Annotated in this window: 20 protein-coding genes; 9 read left to right on the top strand and 11 right to left on the bottom strand. The window is 38.8% G+C overall.

Features of this window, described 5'->3' with window-relative positions:
* Positions 1-86 precede the first annotated feature (86 nt).
* The 4 genes from G4420_RS05085 to G4420_RS05070 all read left to right on the top strand — a co-directional run bounded on the left by G4420_RS05085 (position 87) and on the right by G4420_RS05070 (position 4,535).
* The gene (locus tag G4420_RS05085; protein WP_163322473.1) at positions 87-1,058 is read left to right on the top strand and encodes a glycosyltransferase; all 972 of its coding nucleotides are present in this window, start codon (positions 87-89) and stop codon (positions 1,056-1,058) included.
* Positions 1,033-1,992 (top strand): class I SAM-dependent methyltransferase, encoded by a 960-nt coding sequence (locus tag G4420_RS05080; protein WP_163322472.1) that lies wholly within the window; start codon positions 1,033-1,035, stop codon positions 1,990-1,992. Before G4420_RS05085 ends, G4420_RS05080 begins: the two co-directional genes overlap by 26 nt.
* Positions 1,989-2,924, top strand: coding sequence for a glycosyltransferase family 2 protein (locus G4420_RS05075; protein WP_163322471.1), 936 nt, complete (start codon positions 1,989-1,991; stop codon positions 2,922-2,924). The genes G4420_RS05080 and G4420_RS05075 overlap by 4 nt, the downstream gene beginning before the upstream one ends.
* A 111-nt stretch (positions 2,925-3,035) precedes the next feature.
* The gene (locus tag G4420_RS05070; RefSeq protein WP_163322470.1) at positions 3,036-4,535 is read left to right on the top strand and encodes an oligosaccharide flippase family protein; all 1,500 of its coding nucleotides are present in this window, start codon (positions 3,036-3,038) and stop codon (positions 4,533-4,535) included.
* 21 nt (positions 4,536-4,556) lie between these two features.
* Here the strand turns inward: G4420_RS05070 and G4420_RS05065 are convergent, their stop codons facing one another.
* From G4420_RS05065 to G4420_RS05015, 11 genes are all read right to left on the bottom strand, one after another.
* Complete coding sequence (locus G4420_RS05065) at positions 4,557-5,561, bottom strand: glycosyltransferase (protein WP_163322469.1); 1,005 nt, start codon at positions 5,559-5,561, stop codon at positions 4,557-4,559.
* 3 nt (positions 5,562-5,564) lie between these two features.
* Positions 5,565-6,713 (bottom strand): non-hydrolyzing UDP-N-acetylglucosamine 2-epimerase, encoded by a 1,149-nt coding sequence (wecB, locus tag G4420_RS05060; protein WP_163322468.1) that lies wholly within the window; start codon positions 6,711-6,713, stop codon positions 5,565-5,567.
* Between the two features lie 4 nt (positions 6,714-6,717).
* On the bottom strand, positions 6,718-7,926 hold the full coding sequence (wecC, locus tag G4420_RS05055; protein WP_163322467.1) for a UDP-N-acetyl-D-mannosamine dehydrogenase: 1,209 nt from the start codon (positions 7,924-7,926) through the stop codon (positions 6,718-6,720).
* A 61-nt stretch (positions 7,927-7,987) separates the two neighbouring features.
* Positions 7,988-9,280 (bottom strand): glycosyltransferase, encoded by a 1,293-nt coding sequence (locus G4420_RS05050; RefSeq protein ID WP_163322466.1) that lies wholly within the window; start codon positions 9,278-9,280, stop codon positions 7,988-7,990.
* A gap of 2 nt (positions 9,281-9,282) precedes the next feature.
* Positions 9,283-10,440, bottom strand: a complete 1,158-nt coding sequence (locus tag G4420_RS05045) for a glycosyltransferase (protein ID WP_163322465.1) — start codon at positions 10,438-10,440, stop codon at positions 9,283-9,285.
* A 141-nt stretch (positions 10,441-10,581) separates the two neighbouring features.
* Positions 10,582-12,117, bottom strand: a complete 1,536-nt coding sequence (locus G4420_RS05040; protein WP_163322464.1) for a glycine--tRNA ligase — start codon at positions 12,115-12,117, stop codon at positions 10,582-10,584.
* Positions 12,118-12,505: 388 nt separating this feature from the next.
* A complete protein-coding gene (locus G4420_RS05035) occupies positions 12,506-12,778 on the bottom strand; it encodes a DUF4834 family protein (protein ID WP_163322463.1) in 273 nt (90 codons plus the stop codon).
* A gap of 8 nt (positions 12,779-12,786) precedes the next feature.
* The gene (locus G4420_RS05030) at positions 12,787-14,127 is read right to left on the bottom strand and encodes a DUF5723 family protein (protein ID WP_163322462.1); all 1,341 of its coding nucleotides are present in this window, start codon (positions 14,125-14,127) and stop codon (positions 12,787-12,789) included.
* A gap of 342 nt (positions 14,128-14,469) precedes the next feature.
* Positions 14,470-15,183: a head GIN domain-containing protein gene (locus tag G4420_RS05025; RefSeq protein WP_163322461.1), complete on the bottom strand. Its 714-nt coding sequence runs from the start codon at positions 15,181-15,183 to the stop codon at positions 14,470-14,472.
* Positions 15,184-15,256: 73 nt separating this feature from the next.
* Entirely contained in the window at positions 15,257-15,970 is a 714-nt protein-coding gene (locus G4420_RS05020; protein ID WP_163322460.1) for a head GIN domain-containing protein, read from the bottom strand.
* 490 nt (positions 15,971-16,460) lie between these two features.
* Positions 16,461-16,949 (bottom strand): Spy/CpxP family protein refolding chaperone, encoded by a 489-nt coding sequence (locus G4420_RS05015; RefSeq protein ID WP_163322459.1) that lies wholly within the window; start codon positions 16,947-16,949, stop codon positions 16,461-16,463.
* Between the two features lie 254 nt (positions 16,950-17,203).
* On the opposite strand from G4420_RS05015, the gene G4420_RS05010 reads away from it, so the two are divergent.
* The 5 genes from G4420_RS05010 to G4420_RS04990 all read left to right on the top strand — a co-directional run bounded on the left by G4420_RS05010 (position 17,204) and on the right by G4420_RS04990 (position 22,821).
* A complete protein-coding gene (locus G4420_RS05010) occupies positions 17,204-18,871 on the top strand; it encodes a S41 family peptidase (RefSeq protein WP_163322458.1) in 1,668 nt (555 codons plus the stop codon).
* A gap of 176 nt (positions 18,872-19,047) precedes the next feature.
* A complete protein-coding gene (locus G4420_RS05005; RefSeq protein ID WP_163322457.1) occupies positions 19,048-19,893 on the top strand; it encodes a mechanosensitive ion channel family protein in 846 nt (281 codons plus the stop codon).
* A gap of 14 nt (positions 19,894-19,907) precedes the next feature.
* Positions 19,908-20,861 carry a mechanosensitive ion channel family protein gene (locus tag G4420_RS05000; protein ID WP_163322456.1) on the top strand — a complete coding sequence of 318 codons (954 nt, stop codon included), beginning with the start codon at positions 19,908-19,910 and terminating at the stop codon, positions 20,859-20,861.
* A 6-nt stretch (positions 20,862-20,867) separates the two neighbouring features.
* Complete coding sequence (locus G4420_RS04995) at positions 20,868-21,296, top strand: nucleoside 2-deoxyribosyltransferase (protein ID WP_163322455.1); 429 nt, start codon at positions 20,868-20,870, stop codon at positions 21,294-21,296.
* A 118-nt stretch (positions 21,297-21,414) separates the two neighbouring features.
* The gene (locus tag G4420_RS04990) at positions 21,415-22,821 is read left to right on the top strand and encodes a Gfo/Idh/MocA family protein (RefSeq protein ID WP_163322454.1); all 1,407 of its coding nucleotides are present in this window, start codon (positions 21,415-21,417) and stop codon (positions 22,819-22,821) included.
* Positions 22,822-22,827: the final 6 nt, after the last annotated feature.

Genomic DNA, 22,827 nt, shown 5'->3' with positions numbered 1-22,827 from the left:
ACAGATTAACTTGATGTCTTCAGTTAAAGACGATCTAAGTGCTGGTCAGATTAATTATTTTAGTTTTGTGATTACAATTTTAGAGGATGAAAGATTTTGACATGTCTCAGCCACTGGTTTCTGTTCTTATGTGTGTGTATTCTGAACCACTTGAGTGGATTCATCAATCTGTGTCATCAATTTTAAATCAGAGTTATTCAAAATTCGAGTTTATTTTAGTGAATGACGCCCCAAAGCGAACAGATTTAAAAAAGACTTTAGATAATTACAGTACCTGCGATGATCGCATTTGTTTAATTGAGAATAGTAAAAACTTTGGTTTAACTAGAAGTTTAAACACTGGACTTGAGAAATGCAGAGGGAAGTACATCGTCAGGATGGATGCCGATGATATTTCGGGATTAACAAGAGTTGAAGAACAAGTAAAATTTATGGAGCAAAACTCTGAAATTGGAGTATGTGGAACCTGGGCAAAATTATTCGGAGCAAGAAATGGTATCGAGAAAAGAGCTCTTAAAGATGAATCGTTGAAATTCAGTATGGTTTTGCAAAGTCCCTTTATTCATCCATCGGTAATAATCAGAAAGGCAGTGTTGGATACAAACAGAATCAGGTATAACGAAAATTACAGATTTGCTCAGGACTACGGTTTGTGGAGTGATTTAATGAAGGTAACAATTTTTGCTAATCTGCCATTGATATTATTGAATTATAGACTCTCGAATCAGCAAATTTCTAATAGAAATCAGGAACAAAAGAAGATAGCATATCAAATACGGCAAGATGTAATAAGGACACTTTATGGGGAGAATATTGAAAAGATAATTTATGGTGGAGAAAAGATTAATTTAAATACGATTAAAATGGTAAAAGAATCTTTGATGAGATATGACAAAAGAGATGCTCCTTTAATGAACGCTTTGTACTTGTCTTTACAGCATTATTCTTTTACTGTTTTTCTGGTATATCTAAGAAACTTGAAATACTTTAATCTTGAAGTTGCTATTAAAATAATTAAGAGAAATTTTATTCATGACAGCAAAAACAGAAGAATTTAAAAACAAAGGTCTCTGCCTTTTGTGTAATTCAAAACTTTCTGATAGAGGTTTTGAAGCGAAGGATTATTTAACCTCAGTAGAAGGTTCGTATCTGTATAAAGAATGTTCTTTCTGTAGAAGCTATATACAAACACCAGTTGTTAGCCAGGCGTTTTTAAATCATTGTTATAATTCACAGTCTCTAACATATAAGAAACCAATAGAAAAATCCAGGTCAGTTTTCGTGAAGGTTATTTCTCGTGTTGTCATGCTAATTGATCTGTTGTTTTTATCAAAGAAAAGAAAAAGAACTCTTTTTCTTGAGCCTTCCTTACCTCCGTGTAAAAAAGTGCTTGAGATAGGTTGTTCTTATGGAGAAAGATTGTCAAAACTGAAAGATAGAGGTTATGATGTTACCGGTATTGAATTGGCTGAAGAATCTGTTCAAAAGGCAAAAGAACTTTTTGGTTTGAACATTATAAATAGTGACATTGACTCATGCGATTTTAAGGAGAATCAATTTGATGTGATAATCATGAGAATGGTGTTGGAACATTTAAGAAACCCACAAACGATCATTCGTAAAATTTCTTCATGGCTTCGGGAAGGTGGGGAGTTGTTGATAAGTGTTCCAGCAGCTGAAGGAGCGGAATTTAAAGAAGATATGCGACATAGTTACCTCACTCAAGCTCCATATCACATATTTATTCCTACTATGGAAGGATTAAGGGAATTGTTCTCAGATAATTATAAGATTGTTGACTATCAATATCAGTTTGCAATCAACGATCTTGTTAAATCGGCACAATTTCAAAGAAGAGATAGAAGGACATTAAAGAACAGATTAATGGCAAAAAGTGAAGTTGTTGGGTATCTATATGGGCTAGTCAGGCACCTCATGGTTTTAGCTGGAAGGAAAGCGTCAAGGGTTAATATTCGTTTAATAAAATTATGAATAATTATAGACCTTTGGTATCAATTATGATACCTACATATAATCAGGAAAAGTATGTTGAACGGGCACTAAGAAGTGCTTTGAGTCAGAACTACGACAATCTTGAAATAGTTGTATCTGATGACTGTTCGAGTGATAATACGGAAAAGATTGTAAAGAAATATCTAAATAATGGGAATATACATTATTTCAGAAATGAGACGAATCTTGGTAGAGTTGAAAATTACCATAAAACATTGTATGAAAGAGCTAAAGGGGACTATGTCCTCAATCTGGATGGAGACGATGAATTAATAGACAATAATTTTATTTCCGATTCAATTGAACTATTACGAAAATTTAAATTTACTCCAAATCTTGTAGTCGCTTGTAAAAGAACCAATAAGGAAGAAACATTAAAGTACAATTTGCATCAAATAGAGGAAGAATTCCGATCAATAAGCGGAGTAGATTTTGTGTTGGGTTTGTTGTATAAATACAAATTTTCGCATTTAACTACTCTATATTTAAGAGAAAAGGCATTAGATATGAATTTTTATCGTTCCGGAATTATCTCTTCTGATATGGAATCTCTACTAAGATTAGCTTTAGGTGGCAACGTGCTTTTATATAATAGAGTGGTTGGGCAATGGAATTATGTGGGCAATAATGCAAGCCAAACTATAGATATTGATAAGAGTATTCAGAATTTAGAATGGATAACAAGTGTTGCAAAGAATCTAAAGGAGCATGTCTCTACCTTTGAACTATTGGTTTGGACTATAAAAATGAAATATTTTTATACGAACGGTATTTTTAATCAATTAAAGGTTAATAACACTCAGAAATTCCATATGTGGTCAACACTCTTTAAAAGTGGATTATTCTTTTTTCTTTTTGCTCATCAGGTAGTTTATCTGAAAAAAAAGGTATGGAACTTTCTTAGGTTGTGAATAAATCAAGTATAAGATCAGATATTATTAATTGTCAGTACTACTCTTTGATAATGGTGATATATTTCACTACATTGAATTTGGCAGTTCGTTTGTATTATATCGTGTATCATGCGTGAAATAAAAAAATCGTTTTGGGATTTTGTTGTACTAAGTGGAAGTACAGTGTTGGTAATTCCTTTGATGTTAGTTTCTGAGGTGATCCAGGCTCGTTACCTTGGAGTAACTAATTATGGTAAAGTAACCTTGTTTTACAGTGCTATATCGCTTTTGTTTTTGGTTTCGATTAGCTGGCTAAGAATGAGCTTGGTGAGGTTTGGGAAAGAGGAAATGATAAGCGAAGGACATTTGCGAAAATCAACATCCAGTTATTTTATTTTAGCATTTTTTAGTATGGCCATTGGCTTGGTTCCTTTTTATTTGTTTCGGGAATGGATTCTGAATTTCTTGGAGGTGAAGCATCCAAATGCATTATTAATTATCGTTGTCGGAGTTTGTATTCAAATCTTAAAAACGTACGTTCTTGAAACACTAAAAGCTATTCGTCTAATTAAACTTCAAACACTATTAGAACGATTAGGAATTAAACTCGTAATTGCATTTGCAGTACTATTCCCAGTTGTATTTGCTTTCGATTGGATTTCGGTTGAGTATCTTATTGGTGTTTTTCTGATAGCCGATTTGTCAATAGTTTTGGTGGGTTTATTTTTTGTAAAAAGAAAATATATAGTTCCGATACAAATTAACTGGCAGCAATTAAGGCTAATATTATTGTTTTCGATCCCACTGTTTTTTGGAGCTTGGTCAAGCTATGTTGTTAGTTACATCGATACCTATACAATTAACTATTATCTGACAATGGAAGATGTTGGGATTTATTCGGCTGCTTATAAGATATTTTTAACATTGAAAAATTTTGTTGGCGGGATTACGGCTATCAGCATACCTCTTATTATTGCATTAAAAACAGAGGGTAAACAAGAGATAATGAGCAAATACATAAAGCGAATTGTTCCTCAGGGAACTTTTTTTGCTTTCCTTCTTGTTACCATAATAATTGTTGGGGCCGATGCGATATTTGCGTTGGTGTATGGGAATGAATTCGCGCCATCTGTAGTTCCTTTTAAAATATTAAGCTCTACTCTCACATTTACGATGTTATCGAGTTTAATTACTGGTTTCTTTTTTGCGTTTGATATGACAAAGACCATCTCAATATTGGGCGTTTTTTGGGGAGTATTTAATGTTGTTGCTGACTTGATTTTGGTTCGCTACTTTAATATTATCGGACCTGCAATTGCTTCATTTTTTATTTTTTCTTTGGGGCCCGTTGTATTACTGATTATTATCTCTAGAAAATTTGAGATAAAACGTTACCTGTCATTGTTTTATGGTGGCCTAACGGTATTTGTTCTTGTTGTTAACCTTTTGCCGATTGATTATTGGATGAGAATGGTTCTAAGTATTGCTATAGTGGTTTTTGCAGTACTCTTTTCCAGGCAGTTTAATTTGTTCAGGAAGGACGATATTGAAATGTTTAATAATGTATCGTTACCTAATGCCGTAAGACGAATACTAGTTAAAATATTAAGTATAATGAGTATTCGATGAATGTCAATAGTTTGAAAAGTATCAATTAATTATTTCTAACAGCATTTTTATTCGGTTTTTTAATTCAAATTTATTTAAGATTTCATTCGAAATTTGAGTACGATTTAACCTAGAATTGCTTAATACATAATTCATACAGATTTCTGGGGCCCAATCTTTAAGAAGTAAGCCGTCGGTATTAATGGCTGTTGCTATTCCTCCAACTTCCATTCCCAAAGGAACACATCCATATAACATAGCCTCACAAAGCGCATTGGGTAAACCCTCGCTGCGTGAAAACTGAGCATAATACGATGCTTGCTTGTAAAAGTTTATAAGTTCGTGTTGTTCAACAGGAGGAAAAAGAAAGAGGTTTTTCGGTATCGGTTCGAATAAACTTTTTGCAGCTTCCTTAACGCCTACAACAATAAATTTGTATTCGGGTAATTTCTCGGCAAGTTCTTTAAAACGGTCAAGCCCCTTTACCATATATCGTTGGTAATTTTCCGTTATACTAACTGTAAGAACAATTTTTTCACGAGGAGCATCAAAGTCGAATCTTTCATTTAACTGAAATTGGTAACCGGTATGTATTGTTTTGCTTTTCGCTTTGGGGCAAATTTGTTTTAGTTTTTCTTCCAGTCCTTCAACAACGGGAAGGCATAAAGTTGCATAACGAAAAGAAAATAGTGTTAGTTTTTTACGCAAAGGGCGGCTTAGTGATCCGTAGTTTATTTCAGGGATATTTGCCACGTCATAACCTCCAATGACAACAAAAGATTTTTTCTTTAGAACTTTGGCAAATATCACTGGAAGAAAAGAATGAAAATCTCCAAACCAAACATAAACGATGTCAAAACGCCAAATATTGAATGCCAGATAAAAAAGTTGTTTTAGAAATTGAATCGAAACTTTTATTAATCCTTTCTGCGGTTTAAACTGGTATTTTGCAACTTCGTATTTAGAGGCAAGTATGTCATAATCTGTTTTTATGAAGGTGGACCAAGGCGAGTAAATAAACAGTATTTTTTGTTTTGCTTCTGCCATCAGTTAAATTTCGATGAGTTGTTTTACAATCCTTTCGCAAGCTTTCCCATCTCCATAAGGATTATGGGCTTCGGCCATTGAGTTGTAGTAGCTCTGTTCGTTAATTAGCCGGCGGGTTTCGGTAAGGATTTTATCCTTATTGGTACCAACCAGTTTTACGGTTCCGGCATTTACTGCCTCGGGGCGCTCAGTGGTATTGCGCATCACCAGTACCGGTTTCCCAAAACTTGGTGCTTCTTCCTGAATACCGCCGCTGTCGGTTAAAACAAAGTAACATTTCTCCAGCAAATAGATAAAGGGGAGATAGGAGAGTGGTTGTATCAAATGAATGTTATTGAATCCGTTTAACAATTCGTAAACAGGGCCTTTTACATTCGGATTTAAATGTACCGGGTATACAATGTTTACATCCGGGAATTCGCGGGCAATTTCCTGTAAGGATTCACAAATCTGAATAAAACCATCGCCAAAATTCTCGCGGCGGTGCCCGGTTACCAGAATAAACCTTGAGTTTACTACCGATTCTAAGTCGGTTTGGAACAGGTCGTTTAGCTCATTCGTAATTTTTTGTTCCAGTTCGGGCGATGTTTTTATCTTTTCGGTGGCCAGAAACAGGGCATCAATAACCGTATTGCCGGTAATAAATATGTTGGTTTTGTTTATGTTTTCACGTAGTAAATTTTCCTGCGCAAGTTGTGTAGGGGCAAAATGCCAGGTACTTAGGGCGCCGGTCATTTTACGGTTCATTTCTTCGGGCCAGGGCGAATATATATTGCCTGTACGAAGGCCAGCTTCGATATGCCCAACTGCAATTTGTTTGTAAAAGGCAGCAAGAGCAGCGGTGGATGAAGTAGTGGTATCACCATGGACTAATACCACATCAGGTTGGTAATCGTCGAGGACGTCACGCATTTTCAGTAGAACCCTGCTGGTTATTTCGTACAGATCCTGGTTGGGTTTCATGATATCGAGGTCGTAATCCGGATGAATGTCAAAAATTTCCAGCACCTGATCAAGCATCTCGCGGTGTTGGGCCGTCGCACATACTTTCGAGTCGATTATATCTTTATTTTTCTCCAGTTCTTTTACCAGCGGAGCCATTTTAATGGCTTCGGGGCGGGTTCCAAAAACGGATAATATTTTCTTCTTCATTTACCTATTTTCTTATCCCGCAGAAATCCAGTTCTCCGGTTTTTGGTTCTAATTCAAGAAATTCTTTGTGCGCTACCAGATAAACGATGATGTCCGCGTCTTCGTATGCATCAATGTAATCGGTCAAACCCGTTCCATTGTATTTATTAATATTAGGTTCCACCAGCAAATATTCTGCTTCTTCAAATTTTACCAATGCATCAGCTACTGTTTTGGCCGGGGATTCTCGCAGGTCGTCAATATTTGGTTTAAACGCGAGTCCCATTAATGCCACAATGGGCTGGCGTTTGTTTTCATTCTGAAATTGGAGTATGGTAGTCTTAATTTTTTCAATTACCCAAAGCGTTTTATAATTATTGATCTCCCGGGCTTTTCGGATAATGCGAGCTTCATCCGGGAAGTCGGAAGCAATAAACCAGGGATCGACTGCAATACAATGTCCACCCACACCGGTGCCGGGTTGTAATATATTTACACGAGGGTGTTTATTGGCCAGTTGAATCAATTCCCATACGTTGATGTCGGCCTTATCGCAAATGAGTGATAGTTCATTGGCAAACGCGATGCTTACATCACGAGAGGAGTTCTCGACCAGTTTACACATTTCTGCAGTGCGGGCATTGGTTTCATGTAATTCGGATTTTACAAATTTGCGGTAAAATGCACTGGCAGCTTTCGTTGATTCGGGATTGATTCCACCAATCACCCGGTCGTTATTTTCCAACTCGTAAATTACATTTCCCGGCAGCACCCGTTCGGGGCAATAGGCAATATTGATCTTATCCTTTAACTCCGGACGTTCCTGATAGATTAAGTTAGCCATTTTTTCGGTGGTGTATATTGGGCTTGTCGATTCGATAAGAAACAAGTTTCCTTCACGAAGGAAAGGTATGATCATGCGGGTTGCCGATTCCACATAACTAATATCTGGTTGATGATCTCCTTTAAATGGAGTTGGAACGGCAATTAAAAAAACATCAGCTTGGGTAACAGCTGTTGAAGCTTTTAGGAATTGATTTTCGATGACATATTTTACTAAACCGCCTAATTCCGGTTCAACGATATGGATTTTTCCCTTGTTTACAGTTTCAACCACTTCGGGATTGACATCAACACCCAATACATTGATCCCGTTTTTTGCCATTAAAGCGGCGGTTGGAAGCCCGATATAACCCAGGCCAAGCATTACGGCATTTTCAAAACAATATCTCATATGGTAAGTTTATAGGCCAAATTTAGATTTTTTGAAGATTAAAAAAGGTATAACAATCCCATTACTTGTTAAGTAACTTAACGAAATTGGCGGTTTGGTTTTTCCTGGAGTATTTTTCGTAGGATTTTGAATTTGTTTTTAACGTTCCTTTTTTAAAATGATTAAAATACAATTGCAAGGTACTTTTTATGCCTTCCACATCTTCGAAATTATTACAAATACCGGAATTTGTTTCGGAAATGATTTGTGCAGAGTCAGATTCTGTCGGACCAATTGCAAGTATTGGCCTGTTAAGAGCTATATATTCATACATTTTGCCAGGTATGATTCCCAAAGCATTTGGGGCATTATTGATGGGTAATAACAACACCTGAGATTTTTTTAATAAGACCACTCCTTTATTATGAGGAAGAAAGTCGATATTGGTTAGAAACTTATCTAAGCCTGCTTTTTTGATTGAATGAGTGATCGAATCATCGGTTTGTCCAATTAACTGTATGGAAAGGGATTCTTTAAGTTCAGGAATTTCAATCAGCATTTCATTTAATGCAATCCAAAGAGCGTCCGGGTTTCTGTCTTTATTGAAGGAGCCGAAATGAGATATAGAAAATTTATCATCGATATCAGGGTTTAGGTTTTCGAAATCAATATGATCAAACCCATTGTATACCAGGTCAATTTCCCGATTCCCAATATTGGCTAATTCTTCTTGCCAACGGGGAGTAACCGTAACCACATGATCTGCCTTTATCAGAACCTCCTTCTCCAGCCTTTTATGTTTCTTATCGGCCCAATTAGTTAACCTTAATTTGAAATAGAAATCAATGTTGGTCCAGGGATCCCTAAAATCGGCTATCCACTTAATGTTCGGAAATTTCTTTTTTAATCCCAAAGCTATTAAATGCATGCTATGTGGCGGTCCGGTTGAAACAATGGCATCAATATCGTTTTCTTTTAGATATTTTGACAAAAAACGGATTGAGGGTTTTATCCAAAATTTTCTTGGATCGGGAATTAAGAAGTTTCCCCTAATAAAAACAGATAGTTTACTTTTCCAGTTACCTGTAGAAGCTTCCGAAACATAACCGGCTTTGAATTTTGTTCCTTTCTTTTTCCCGGAAAGACGTCGGTACACATCGTATGGTTCCCAGATTGGATGTTTGATTATTATGCTATCTTGATGAATTTCGTGTAGTAAACTTTCGTCATCTACCGAGGAGTCAGGATTTTCAGGAGTATAAATAATGGGCTGCCAGCCGTGTTCGGGTAAATATTTTGACATTTTAAGCCACCTCATTACTCCGCCTCCGGCACTTGGCGGCCAATAATAAGTTATGATCAGAACTTTTTTCATTACTAAAGTGATTGGTAGATATGTAATAAATTTTCAACAAACACCTCCCACGAATACTTCTTTTTCTCTTCGGCAGCATTGGTGCTAAATTCCGTTTCCTTATTCAGTTCATAGAATTTATAAATGGCATCAGCTATTTCCTTTTGGCTGGTGTTTACCACATAACCCACTTTTTCGTTTGGTATCAGTTCTGCCAGGCCTCCAACATTGGTGGTAATCATTGGCTTGTTAAAGTGATAAGCTACTTGAGTAATTCCACTTTGTGTGGCAGTTTTGTAGGGTTGTACCACAACATCCGAAGCACAGAAATACTTGTGTACGTCAGTATTGGGAATAAAGTCGGTTCGCAGTTCAATATATTCTTCCAGTTGATGCTTTTTTATGATCTCCAGGTATTTGTCCGGCTTGGAGTAAAACTCTCCTGCAATCAATAATTTTAACGGAAGTTCGCGCAATTTTTTATTGGCAAAAGCCTCCAGGAGAATATCCAGTCCTTTGTAATCGCGGATAAAACCAAAAAACAGGATGTAGTTTGTATTCTTTTCGAGACCAAGTTGTTCTTTTGCTATTTGTTTGGGAATTATTGCTCCGAAATTGTCATATAGTGGGTGCGGTGTATAGCTGCGTGGTTTTTCGGTGTCAAAGTTGTTCAGGTCGTTCAAAACACTTTTCGACATCGTAATAAATGCATCAACATTTTTCACAAAGTACTTCGACAGTAAAGTGTCTCCCGGCTTTTTCTCGTGAGGGATTACATTGTCGGTAATGGCAATTACTTTGGTTTTTTTGTTTTTCCTGACAATTTTGGAAATAGTACCCAAACAAGGCCCCATAAAAGGTATCCAGTAGCGCAGAATGACAAGATCAGGAGCCTGTTTTCGAAGGTATCTTCCAACTTTTATCCAGTTAAAAGGATTAATGGAATTAACCATCACTTCAATATCAAGTCTCTCAGGAGGTTCTTCCTCTGAATATTGTGTTTTACCGGGGAACAGGATAGATGGGTATTGGAGGCTAAAAGTGTATATTTTTACATCGTCACCATTATCCATAAACGCCTTTGCCATCCGTTCGTTAAAAGTAGCTATTCCACCACCTCGTAAAGGGTAAGCCGAACCTACAATTACAATCTTTTTTTCCTCCTGAGTTTGCTTGTGCATCCTAGATATGTTAATGGCTGTTTGCTTCTATCCGATAAAGATATTAGATTTTGATGAATGAGTTCTGGGATTTTGTCATTAAATAAAAAGGGGATGTGCAAAACTGCACTCCCCTTTTGTATATTTTTTTGGCTTGTTTTCTTACATCTTCCCAAACAACTTCTTATAGCTAACCTGCTCGCCAATAATTTTGCCTAAATCGGCAATGGCAACACGTTCCTGTTCCATCGTGTCGCGGTAACGGATGGTTACGGTGTTGTCTTCTGCACTTTGGTGATCGACAGTTACGCAGAACGGAGTACCAATGGCATCCTGACGGCGGTAACGTTTACCAATCGAATCTTTTTCGTCGTACTGACAGTTGAAATCAAATTTCAGCTCATCGATAATTTCGCGGGCTTTTTCAGGCAGACCGTCTTTTTTCACCAGCGGCATAACAGCCAGTTTTACAGGAGCCAGAACCGGAGGAAGTTTCAGTACTACACGTGTATCTTTTTCCAGTTGTTCTTCGCAATAACTTGCCGAAATTACCTGCAGGAACATGCGGTCGACACCAATCGATGTTTCAACAACAAAAGGAACGTACGACTCGCCAAGTTCCGGATCGTAGTAGCGGATTTTTTTGCCCGAATATTGTTCGTGTTGCGATAAATCGAAATCGGTACGCGAGTGGATGCCTTCCACTTCTTTAAATCCGAATGGGAATTTATATTCAACGTCAACTGCAGCGTTGGCATAGTGAGCCAGCTTTTCGTGCTCGTGGAAACGGTAGTTTTCGTCGCCAAAACCAAGGGCACGGTGCCATTTCATACGGGTCTCTTTCCATTTTTCGAACCAGTCGAGCTCGCTGCCTGGACGAACAAAGAATTGCATTTCCATTTGTTCGAATTCGCGCATACGGAAAATAAACTGACGCGCAACAATTTCGTTACGGAAAGCTTTACCGATTTGCGCAATACCGAACGGAATTTTCATACGTCCGGTTTTTTGCACGTTCAGGTAGTTCACAAAAATACCCTGCGCCGTTTCCGGGCGAAGGAAAATTTTTGAAGCGCCTTCAGCAGTCGATCCCATTTCGGTAGAAAACATGAGGTTAAACTGGCGAACATCGGTCCAGTTTCGTGAGCCTGAAATCGGGCAAACAATACCTTCGTCTTCAATTATTTGTTTTAATTCTGCCAGATTGTTATCATTCAGTGCATTTGAAAAACGAGTATGTAGTTCATTCCATTTTTCCTGATTGGCCAATACGCGAGGATTGGTTTCACGGAATTGTTTTTCATCAAAAGATTCACCAAAACGTTTTGCGGCTTTGGCTACTTCTTTGTTCATTTTTTCCTCGTACTTTGCCAGCTGGTCTTCAATAAGTACGTCGGCACGGTAACGTTTTTTCGAATCTTTGTTATCGATTAACGGATCGTTAAAAGCATCAACGTGGCCCGATGCTTTCCAAATTGTGGGGTGCATAAAAATGGCTGAGTCTAAACCAACCACATTTTCGTGTAACAGCACCATGCTGTCCCACCAGTATTTTTTGATGTTGTTTTTCAGTTCAACACCCATTTGTCCGTAATCGTACACTGCTCCAAGCCCGTCGTAAATCTCGCTCGATTGAAATACATATCCGTATTCTTTGCAGTGTGCTACTAATTTCTTGAAAATATCTTCCTGTGCCATCTAACTATAATTTCTGAATTGTGAACGCAAAAATAGGATAAAATTCTAAAGTACAGGAGAGAGAGCCGCAAGATTAAGGATTAGTGATTAAAGATTAATAGGAGATTTAGTGAGTGAGTGAACAAGGAATGAGTGAATGAGGATCGAAAAATCTTCAGAGATCGGAATGGATTGAGAAATTGAAAAACTGTTAAATTGTAGTTTATTGTCTAATGACAAATAGGTATTATCATTCTGGATATTTGAACTGTATAGACGAAGAAGTGTCACGTATTTGCCAACTGTTATTTGCCATTTGCCGACTCATTCACTCGAAAAACCATTCACTTTTTCCTGATGTAACTTGCTGATCAATCCTTCAACAAATCTGTCCTTCATCGTATATTTTTTAATCTACTTCCTCAAAATCAACATATTCGCTGTTGTCCTGGCTGTTCCTTTGGTTTGAACGCCGGTTTTCAACAGTAACTTCACCTTCAGGGCGTTTTGGTTGCTGTTGACGTTGCTGCTCCTGCATTTTTTGCTGCATGTTTTTCATCCCTTTATCGATTATTTTTGGGAAAAGATAGCGCACAACAAAACGGAATCCGAAGTAGATGACCGCAATTATAACGAGTGTTCGGAGGAAGCCTACCAGGTATAGTGTAATAAATAAAGTCATATCAAAAACTAATTTGGCTGTGTGGAAAATAATAAGTTTACACCAAATCGCAAATTTAAATTTTTTGCTTTAGATGGTTGCACAAGCCGGGGAATATTATTTGTTGCCAGGTAAAGTTGTACACCTCTGGCCGTATAGCTGCATGCAAAACCGGGCATAACCTGCCCTAAATTATAAAGATTTAGCCCACTGCTTAATTCGAATCGGGTTCCTAAAAGAACATTGAAATAGGCAGCCAAATAATTACTGACTTCTCCGTTGTAGTAGGTAAGGTTGTCGGAAAAGTTTAACTTCATTTTGTCATTTAGATGATGTGTTGCCATCAGGTTCAGTTTTACCGGAAGCAGTTCGTACTGGCGCTGGGTAAAGGCTTCGGCGATTGTTTTATAAGGCAACGAATCGGTTAGGGCCTCCAGGGCAGCTCTGGGTTCAAAGTAGTAGGCTGCTGCCGTGTCGGAAGACTGGTAAAGACGAGTATAATCTATCGAACCAACAAAGGTATTGTTAAAAGCTTTGTCGTTTATCGTGGTAAAACCAATATCGGCAATTGACACCGCCAGGGTGGTTTGTTTGTTCGGTTGGTAGGTAAATCCCAAATCGATGCCGGCTCCCATATTTTTGAACTTAAAAAAATAATCTCCGGCAGTAAAATCGGTTTTAATTGTTGTTTTACCTTTTAGCGGATCGTACTGCACATCGATGGGGCCTGAAATGCGATAATCTCCGTTGGGAATAACTTGCAGCACTTTCCTGTCTTCATCGGTGTGTACCATTACGTTCAGGTTTTCGATGTCGTAAAAAAAGCGGCCAAACATCACTTTTGGTCGTATTCCAATGCTCAACTTCTTAGTAATTTGTTTGGCATACGTGAAAGCCAACTCCCTATAAAGTTGTGTTTTAAACGAGATGGGACCAAATTCCTCTTCCTTCCCATAATAGGGTAGAAGCCCCTGATCGATAAACTTCAGAAACTCGTGATCGAAATTTCCCCAAAGCAGAACCCGTTCCGACAGGGAAAAGCTCAAGGTTCGTTTATCGATTCGATGACTTAAATATACAAGTGGAAGTGTTGCATTTGCTTTAGCATTGCCGGGTTCGCCTAATGACGTATAAAAATGATCGAAATCATAATCAAAATTTTCGGTAAATAAATAATCGGAAGAAAAATTAGCATTCCAGTTAATTAGGGCACCCGATAATAGTGGAAGACCGATCACCAGTTTTTCGGTTTTATTATGAAATGCCGGATTTGATTGCGACGATTGACTAACCTCCGACAAAAACTGCAGTGGATTTCCGTTTTGTGCCATTGCTGGTATCCTGCAAATTGCAGCAACCAGAATTATCATGAATCCTATTTTTGTGGCTAAGCTTTTCATTGGATTATAAACGATTATTGCATGTTGTAACCCGCCGCTGGCGAAAAACACGCGAATAACCTTTTTCCTTCAGGAAAATCATTTTATCTTTTTGTTTTATTACAACGCAAAAATATGGTTTCTATTGAGTTAGTAGCAATGTAGCTGCAAAAAGTCGCATATTTTCAATTTGTTTAATCTGTATTAACTCCCGATGATTGCGGGATAAACATTAAATTTTCTTACAGCATTTTAAAGAAAAATTGGTATTAGTAGATTACAGGCACAAAAAAAGGCGGAAACGACCGCCTTCTTTATTTGTATTTTAGTTTTCTATCGTTGACTAACATCGCCACCGCTCGATTCGTCGATGTCTCTGATTTCCGGATTTCCGTGGTAATTAATGTCCGATCCGCTGCTGGCATTGGCATAAAGCTCACTGCTAACACTTACGGTAATATCCGATCCGCTGCTTGCGTTGGCATAACAAATTGCCGATTCAAGATCGCTGGCTTTTATATCCGAACCACTGCTGGCATCAACACGAAGTGTTTTTACTTTGCCACTTAGTTTGGCATCGCTGCCACTGCTGGTATCAACCGACAGATTTTTATAAAAAACCTCTATTTTTAAATCGGAACCGCTGCTGCAGCTTACTTCAAGCGATTCGCCTTCCAGGGTATTTGTCGATTCCACATCGGAACCCGACGATGCCGAAAGTTCGTTCAGTTCTTTTACGGTTACATAAACTTTCCTTGTTTGGTTGCCGCTACCCCAGTTAAACCAATTGTTGCGTTTCATGTAAATTTTAAGGGTACCGCCTTCTACCTCGGTAATCAGGTCATCGATAATATCATCGTCGGCAACAACTTTTACTTCTTCGGTGTTGCCCATTGTCAGGTACAGGTCGATTCCGGTTGAGACTTTTATAGCATTAAAACCACTGATTTGGCGCATTTGTGTTTCGTCGCTGTGTCCAGCAAGTACAGTTCCGTAGCTGGTAACAGCTATCATAAACAGGAATAGAATTTTTGAAAATGTTTTCATGTGTATCGTTTTTTGTTTTTTGAATTTCGACTGTTGAAGAGACGCTGTCAAAAATGGAAAGTTACAGTTCCGGCTAATTTTTTATCACATTTCCGCCCGATGATTTGCTTATTTCGGTTTCAGACGGGTTGCCATTATAGAATACATTTCCACCGCTGCTGGCAGTTGCCTGCAGTTCTTCTTCGGTGCTTAGCCAAATGTTTGCACCACTGCTAACATTTGCCTGGGCCGATTTTGCTTTTAAATCTCCGGCTTTAATGTTCGATCCAGAACTGGCTTTGGCATTTATCGAACCGGCATTTCCTTCGAGAAAAATATTCGATCCCGAGCTGGCCTTTGCATTCACCTCGTCGGCATTAAGCGAGAATGTTAAATTGGCACCCGACGAAACGGCAAGGTCGATATTTTTTACGTTTAAAATGTTCTCGGAATATACATTGCTGCCCGATGATGATTTTGCCGCTTCGAGCTGTGGAAGCGTAACAAATACTTTTAGGCTGCTTGCATTTCGGATGATGTCGATAGCTTTTATACGAAGCTCTTCGCCGTGTAATTCGGTTACAATGCTATTGTGCAGATTTTCATCGGCTTCAACCACCACTTTATAATCGTTTCCCATGGTGACGTAAACATTCATCCCACGGCTGACATTTAAAGCATTAAAATCTTCAAGGTCCCGCTCCTCGGTTGTTACATTGCCATTTCCTTTAACGGTTGACTGCAATAAACACGAAGAAGTAAAAAGTGATAAAATGATCACCGAGAGGAATACTACAAACTGTTTCATAATTCTTTGTTTGGTTTATAATTGTTGTGCAAATTATTGCAATCCTGACGAACGCAGGAAATTATTTCGTTAAACCGGGGTATTTTGTCGGTAAGCAGGAATTGAAAACAGTGAATTTCGAATAATGATTAACGAATTTAGATTGCGGAAGGGGGAAGAAAGTTTTCAGTCGCAGTTTTCAGTTTAACAATTTGACAATAGAACAGTTTAGCAGTAGTATAGTGAATGAGTTATTGAGTGAACGAGGAGCAATTGAATGATGAATTTCGAATGACGATTAACGATTGCTGATTTCAGAAGTGGGAGGAACGTTTTCAGTTTTACAATTTGACAGTTTTACAATTTAACAGTTTCGCAATTGTAACTAATATCTATTGTGTCCTATATACCTAATGTGGTTCAATTCTTTGAGTCTTCGTTTTTAAAGATTTAAGCATAAAAAAAGCCGGCAAACTACAATGCCGGCTCCAAAACATCTATCTATTAACCGTTAAGCACCGTGTTTAAAACTATTACGGGTTGTTGGGTTCCTGTTAAATTCTCTGTCTTTTCTACTTTTCCTTTCGTCAAATTTAATGCGTTGTTCATCGCTTAACATCGTACGAATTTCCTGGTGTTCCTTAGCTCTTATTTTTTGAATTTGTACCTCAACATCAGCCATTTTTTCAATATTGTTGTCTATGGCTTTCATATCTGCCTTTTCAGCAGTTGTTAGTGTGCGTTGTTTGGCTTTTAATTCGTTCAATTCATTGCGCAACGGCTGAATTTCTTTGGTCGATTCAAGCCGAAGTTCTTTCAGTTTCTCCTGTTGTTCTTCAGTAAAGAAGGTTTTAAAACTGGCCCTTTCCTTGTCAAAATGCCTGGCCATCATTTCGCGTTGTTCGGGTGATCTCCGTTGTCGTTCCGGTTGCTGTGCGATTGCGGTAAGCGAAAAAGCAAATAGTGCAATTAATGCTAAACTTAAAATTCTTGTTTTCATGATTCAATAAAATTTAATTGTTCCGTTTTCAGGAGCTTTGACGATCGTGTTTTGCAATGGTTTAACGTAACATTTTTTTTAACCACCTTTAACTTTTCGGCCTGAAAAATGTTCTACCATAAGCATAAACTATTGGTTTTAATATAAATTAACGTAATGGATTGCCGGGTTGTATTACTGATATCAGGCAAGATTTGTTACTTTTGGCAGTTCGATGCAATTGTGCAGACAGTGAATTCAGAAAAGAAGGAATTATGAAGAAAAGATTATTAATAGGAATAACGATAGTTGCGATAATTGGTATTAGCTTTTTTAGCTTTACCCGCGACGAGAAGAATTTTGAAATTGCAAAAAATCTGGATATTTACCATACTTTGTTTCGCGAGTTGAATATGTTTTATGTTGACGAAGTGAATCCGAATGACCTGGTAAAAACCAGTATCGATAAAATGCTGGAGTCGCTCGATCCTTACACGAATTACATTTCGGAGGACCAGATGGAAGATTTCCGTTTCATGACTACCGGAGAATATGCGGGTATCGGTGCGTTAATCAGCAAACAAAAGGATAACATTGTTATTGCCGAACCTTACGAAGGATTTCCGGCACAGAAATTTGGAATAAAAGCGGGTGACATTATTCTCGAGGTTTCGGGTAAAGACACCAAAGACATGAATACCGAGGATGTTAGTTCGCTGTTGAAGGGACCGGCCAATAAACCGGTTACCATAAAATTGCAACGCCCCGGCCAGAAAAAGCCTTTTACGGTTGATGTTATTCGCGAGAAGATCAGTATTGATGCCGTCCCTTATTACGGCATGATCGATCAGAATACAGCCTACATTCGTTTGTCGAATTTTACGACCAACTGTAGCGAAGATGTAAAAAGGGCTTTCCTGGAACTAAAAGAAAATAACCCTGACGGATTGATTCTCGACTTGCGTGGTAATCCAGGTGGTTTGTTGGTGGAAGCCGTGAAAATTGTAAATTTATTTGTGCCGAAAGGCGAAGAGATTGTGAGCACCCGCGGCAAAGTAACACAATGGGACAAAGTGTATAAAGCAACGGCCGAACCTTTGGATACCACAATGAAAATTGCTGTTCTGGTAAACAGCGGATCGGCATCGGCATCCGAAATTGTATCAGGGGCTATTCAGGATCTCGACCGCGGAATTATTGTGGGTACACGCACATTCGGAAAAGGATTGGTGCAAACCACGCGCGATTTAAGCTATAACACAAAACTAAAGGTTACTACCGCTAAATATTACATACCGAGTGGCCGTTGTATTCAGGCGCTGGATTATTCGCACCGCAACGAAGACGGCAGTGTGGGACATGTTCCTGATTCGCTGATTACTGAATTTACAACCAAAAAAGGCCGCAAAGTATACGACGGCGGTGGCGTTGTGCCGGATGTAAAAATTGAAGGCGACAGACTCAGCAGTTTAAGTATCGAGCTGGTTACCCGTTTTATGATTTTCGATTTTGCCACGAAATATTCAAATGAGAACGAAAGTATACCGGAGCCGGAACAATTTACGATTACCGACGACATTTACAAGCAGTTTGCCGATTTTGTTGAGCAAAGCGAGTTTAACTACGAATCGGCATTGCAAGACGATTTGAAAGAGTTGCTGGAGACTGCAAAACAGGAAAAATATTACGAACTGGCGAAGGAAGAGTTTGATGCACTGGCAGCTAAAATTGAACCTGATCTGGATAAAGACTTATCGGTATTCAGACCGGAAATCAGCGATTTGCTCGAAAGCGAGATCGTTTCGCGTTTTTATTACCAAAAAGGATCGATAAGAGCATCAATTAACGACGATAAAGGAATTACAAAAACTATAGAGGCATTACATTCGGAAACTGCATATGCTGCTTTTTTTATGCCAGGGCAGGTAGTTGGAATGAACTAAGAGATACTGTTCGACACAGGAATAAAGGAGATCTTTTCTATAAGGTCTCCTTTTTTTTCAACCATACACTCCTTTCATTGTTGGTATAATAAAGCTAAATCATTATCGCTCCCTAAAACTTTTCATATCTGACAGATTTTAGTACTTTTCTAACTCCAATTGATTGATAAAGAGTTATGACATTTAAAGAGATTTTAAATATTGAATTGTACCATAAAGGCGATTTTACAATTACCGTTTACAACATCTTTCTAATACTTGTTGTAGTTCTGATCACCTTAATAGTGCTTAAGATTATCCGCCGCTTCTTCAAACGTTTTATCAATAAACAGGAAGCCGAACGGCGCTCATACTGGTCGATTTACCTGATATTAAGGTATGTAGTATGGGTGATTATTATCGTTTTTCTATTAGAATCATCGGGGCTGAAAGTTTCGGTTTTGCTGGCCAGTATTACGGCCCTGTTGGTGGGTGTTGGATTTGGTATTCAGCAGTTGTTTAGCGATATAGCATCGGGTATTGTATTGCTGGTAGAACGAAACCTGCAGATCAATGATGTTATACAGCTGCAAGATGGTACAGTGGGGCGGGTTATCCATATCGGGCTACGTACATCGCGGTTAAAAACCCGCGACGATATAATTCTGGTCGTTCCCAATTCGAATTTTGTAAACGACAAAATAATTAACTGGAGCCACATGGATTACAACACCCGTTTTTCGGTTGATGTTGGGGTGGCTTACGGATCAGATACGAAATTGGTAACGCAAATTTTGCTCGATTGCGCGGCAAGAAACAACAATGTTTCGCTTTCGCCTAAACCGTTTGTCAGGTTTAAGAATTTTGGCGATTCGGCACTCGAATTTCAGGTTTTCTTTTGGGTGCGCGAGTCGTTTTGGGTAGAAAATACCAAGAGCGAAATACGCTACGCCATAGATGATGAGTTCCGGAAAAACGGCGTGCAAATTCCTTTTCCGCAGCGCGATATACATATTAAAAGTACGGTTGAACACGCAAAATAAAACACACTGTTTATATGAAGAAAATTATAAAATTTATTGTCCCGTTTTTATTGCTGCTTCTGGCGGTATACTTTAAACTATTTGTTGAAAAAAGCGAATTGGTTTCAGCCGATTGGTCTAACTTTTTTAATAAAGCAGGTTCCATTTTGCTAATTGTAAGTATTGCATGGGGGGTGATGGCTATTTTGCGTGCCTTTAAAAAAGTTATCCTTTCCAAATTAGATACTTCACAAGAAGATAATTTACGCCAACGTAAGTTTCTTACACAGTTCAATGTCATGGAAAGCATCATTTATTTCCTGATCGTTTTAATTTCAATTGGTGCATCATTAATGTTGTTCGAAGATGTGAGGCAGTTGGGAATCAGTCTTTTTGCCTCGGCAGGAGTTGCCGGTATTATTATTGGTTTTGCTGCACAAAAACTTATTGCCACTGTTTTGGCCGGTTTGCAAATTGCAATAACGCAGCCAATCCGTATCGACGATGTGGTTGTCATTGAAAATGAATGGGGACGAATTGAAGAAATTACACTTACCTATGTGGTTGTAAAAATCTGGGATCAGCGCCGTTTGGTGGTGCCATCAACCTATTTTTTCGAAAAACCATTTCAGAACTGGACACGCAATACCTCCGAGATTTTGGGAACCGTGTTTTTATATACCGATTATCATGTGTCGTTTGATGCTTTGCGCGAAGAGCTGACTCGCTTGCTTGAGAGCACTCCGCTGTGGGATAAACGGGTAAACGTATTGCAGGTTACCGACGCCAAAGAATATGGTGTTGAAATACGTGTTTTGGTAAGTGCCAAAGACTCGCCAACAGCTTGGGATTTGCGCGTTTTTCTCCGCGAGAAAATGATCGAATTTATTCAGAAAAATTACCCGGAGAGTTTACCGCGTACACGTGTTGTTTTTGAGCAGGGAGAACAAAAGTCAACCACTAACATACCAAGCAAGAAAAAAGTCTAAATAGCAATGAAGATCTATTTTGCCGGTTCAATACGTGGAGGCAGACAAGACGCCGGCCTTTACGAACAAATCATTCAGTACCTGAAAACCTTTGGAGAAGTACTTACCGAGCACGTTGGCGATCCCTCGTTAACAAATGCCGGCGACGACGGACCAAACGATCAGTTTATTCACGATCGTGATTTGGAATGGCTGCAAAGTTCCGATGTAATTGTGGCCGAAGTAACCGCAGTGTCGATGGGAGTTGGTTACGAAATTGGCCGTGCCGTGGAAATGGGTAAACCGGTGTTGTGCCTTTTTCGCGAAGGAGCTAATGCTAATCTGTCGGCAATGATTGCAGGTTGTAAGGACGTCCGGTTGATTCATTATTCAGATTTTGAGCAACTTAAAAAACCGCTTCAACAATATTTGTTTTCTTTGAAGGTTTCTAAATAACTTAAGGTTAACCAGAGGAGCATGCATTTTTTAATTTTTCATTGCGTCTTTTTGACAAATTAAATTATCTTGTGTCCAATTTCGAAAAACATTTGATCACTAATAAAAATCTAAACCTATGGATTCAAAGAAATCGAATCAATTAGACAGAAGGAAATTTCTGGGTCTTTCAGCACTGGGATTATCCAGTTTGACCATCCTTCCAAGTTGGACTATCAACGGTATTAAAATCGCTCCAAGCGACAGAGTAACAATGGGTTTTATTGGCCTTGGACAGCAAGGTATGAATGACTTCCGCAGTTTCTCGGCAGTTCCCGGAGTAGAAGTTGTTGCAGGTTGCGATGTTGACAGCATGAAAACAGAACGTTTTAAACGTACTGTTGAAGAGTGGCAACAATCGTTGGGTTTGTCACCTCGCGTTGATAAGTATGAACAATATGAAGAACTTCTTGAGCGCAAAGACATCGATGCAGTAGAAGTTTGTTCTCCTGACCATTGGCATGCTTTAATGACCATTCACGCTTGCCAGGCCGGTAAAGACGTATATGTTCAAAAACCACTTTCTTTTACCATTACCGAAGCCGAAAAAATGGTTCGCGTGGCAAACGATACAAAACGTATTGTTCAGGTAGGTAGTCAGCAGCGTTCAAGTGCTGAATTCCAAAAAGCAATTGCATTGGTTCAGAGTGGTGCTATCGGTCATATCGACAAAGTTTACGCTAAAGTTGGCGATCCACCAGCACCGCTTGATTTACCAGAGATGCAAGTTCCTGCTAACCTGAATTTCAACCTTTGGATGGGACCATTGAATGATCCTAAAATTCATTATCATTCAGATCTTTGTCCTCCTATTTCTCTCGATCCCGCGGAAAGAGAAAAATTGTGGGGGGCATGGCGTTGGTACCGCGAAACCGGTAACGGATTTACCGCAGATTGGGGTGCGCACATGTTCGATATTGCACAAGCTGCTATTGGTATGGACGGTTCGGGTCCTGCAGAAATTATCCCTAAAGGAGTTGATGGCGCAGATTACCTGACATTTAAGTACCTGAATGGTGTTGTGATGACAGAACAACCGTACCTGGAAGATATGCCAAATGCGCAGGGTATTAAATTCATCGGCGACGATGGTTGGATTGAAGTAGCTCGTGGATACCTGGCTTGTTCAAAATCAGATTTGATTCCTGATAAGTTAAGAGGCCGCCGTCCACAGAACCTTACTCCTGAAGAGCGCAGAAAGATGTTCGAAGAAATGCAGAAAGCACAGGCAAAAGGTGGTGGCAGCTTCGAGATCAGTTCTCCTCACATGGAAGATTTCATCAGCTGTGTACGTTCCCGACAAAAACCAATTGCTCCGGTTGAAGTAGGTGCAAGTACAGCAATCACTTGTTGTTTAGGAAATATGGCTACTGAATTACAACGTTCGGTAAAATGGAATCCTGCAACGCATAGCTTCGGAACCGATAAAGAAGCATGGAACCACCGTTTGTATGATTACCAATATCGTGGTTCGTATAAACTATAAATCAAC

The organism is Draconibacterium mangrovi, assembly GCF_010586825.1.
GTDB classification, from domain to species: domain Bacteria; phylum Bacteroidota; class Bacteroidia; order Bacteroidales; family Prolixibacteraceae; genus Draconibacterium; species Draconibacterium mangrovi.
Note: the sequence above shows the minus strand (reverse complement) of the source record. Positions and strands in the feature narration are given on the sequence as shown.

What these genes read in the sequence shown, in the direction of transcription:
- G4420_RS05020 (WP_163322460.1), bottom strand. Translation starts at nt 15,970, where the DNA reads ATGAAACAGTTTGTAGTATTCCTCTCGGTGATCATTTTATCACTTTTT.
- wecC (WP_163322467.1), bottom strand. Translation starts at nt 7,926, where the DNA reads ATGAGATATTGTTTTGAAAATGCCGTAATGCTTGGCCTGGGTTATATC.
- G4420_RS05005 (WP_163322457.1), top strand. Translation starts at nt 19,048, where the DNA reads ATGACATTTAAAGAGATTTTAAATATTGAATTGTACCATAAAGGCGAT.
- G4420_RS05040 (WP_163322464.1), bottom strand. Translation starts at nt 12,117, where the DNA reads ATGGCACAGGAAGATATTTTCAAGAAATTAGTAGCACACTGCAAAGAA.
- G4420_RS05085 (WP_163322473.1), top strand. Translation starts at nt 87, where the DNA reads ATGAAAGATTTTGACATGTCTCAGCCACTGGTTTCTGTTCTTATGTGT.
- G4420_RS05035 (WP_163322463.1), bottom strand. Translation starts at nt 12,778, where the DNA reads ATGACTTTATTTATTACACTATACCTGGTAGGCTTCCTCCGAACACTC.
- G4420_RS05045 (WP_163322465.1), bottom strand. Translation starts at nt 10,440, where the DNA reads ATGCACAAGCAAACTCAGGAGGAAAAAAAGATTGTAATTGTAGGTTCG.
- G4420_RS05080 (WP_163322472.1), top strand. Translation starts at nt 1,033, where the DNA reads ATGACAGCAAAAACAGAAGAATTTAAAAACAAAGGTCTCTGCCTTTTG.
- G4420_RS05000 (WP_163322456.1), top strand. Translation starts at nt 19,908, where the DNA reads ATGAAGAAAATTATAAAATTTATTGTCCCGTTTTTATTGCTGCTTCTG.
- G4420_RS05050 (WP_163322466.1), bottom strand. Translation starts at nt 9,280, where the DNA reads ATGAAAAAAGTTCTGATCATAACTTATTATTGGCCGCCAAGTGCCGGA.
- G4420_RS04995 (WP_163322455.1), top strand. Translation starts at nt 20,868, where the DNA reads ATGAAGATCTATTTTGCCGGTTCAATACGTGGAGGCAGACAAGACGCC.
- G4420_RS05065 (WP_163322469.1), bottom strand. Translation starts at nt 5,561, where the DNA reads ATGGCAGAAGCAAAACAAAAAATACTGTTTATTTACTCGCCTTGGTCC.
- G4420_RS05030 (WP_163322462.1), bottom strand. Translation starts at nt 14,127, where the DNA reads ATGATAATTCTGGTTGCTGCAATTTGCAGGATACCAGCAATGGCACAA.
- wecB (WP_163322468.1), bottom strand. Translation starts at nt 6,713, where the DNA reads ATGAAGAAGAAAATATTATCCGTTTTTGGAACCCGCCCCGAAGCCATT.
- G4420_RS05075 (WP_163322471.1), top strand. Translation starts at nt 1,989, where the DNA reads ATGAATAATTATAGACCTTTGGTATCAATTATGATACCTACATATAAT.
- G4420_RS05070 (WP_163322470.1), top strand. Translation starts at nt 3,036, where the DNA reads ATGCGTGAAATAAAAAAATCGTTTTGGGATTTTGTTGTACTAAGTGGA.
- G4420_RS05025 (WP_163322461.1), bottom strand. Translation starts at nt 15,183, where the DNA reads ATGAAAACATTTTCAAAAATTCTATTCCTGTTTATGATAGCTGTTACC.
- G4420_RS05015 (WP_163322459.1), bottom strand. Translation starts at nt 16,949, where the DNA reads ATGAAAACAAGAATTTTAAGTTTAGCATTAATTGCACTATTTGCTTTT.
- G4420_RS05010 (WP_163322458.1), top strand. Translation starts at nt 17,204, where the DNA reads ATGAAGAAAAGATTATTAATAGGAATAACGATAGTTGCGATAATTGGT.
- G4420_RS04990 (WP_163322454.1), top strand. Translation starts at nt 21,415, where the DNA reads ATGGATTCAAAGAAATCGAATCAATTAGACAGAAGGAAATTTCTGGGT.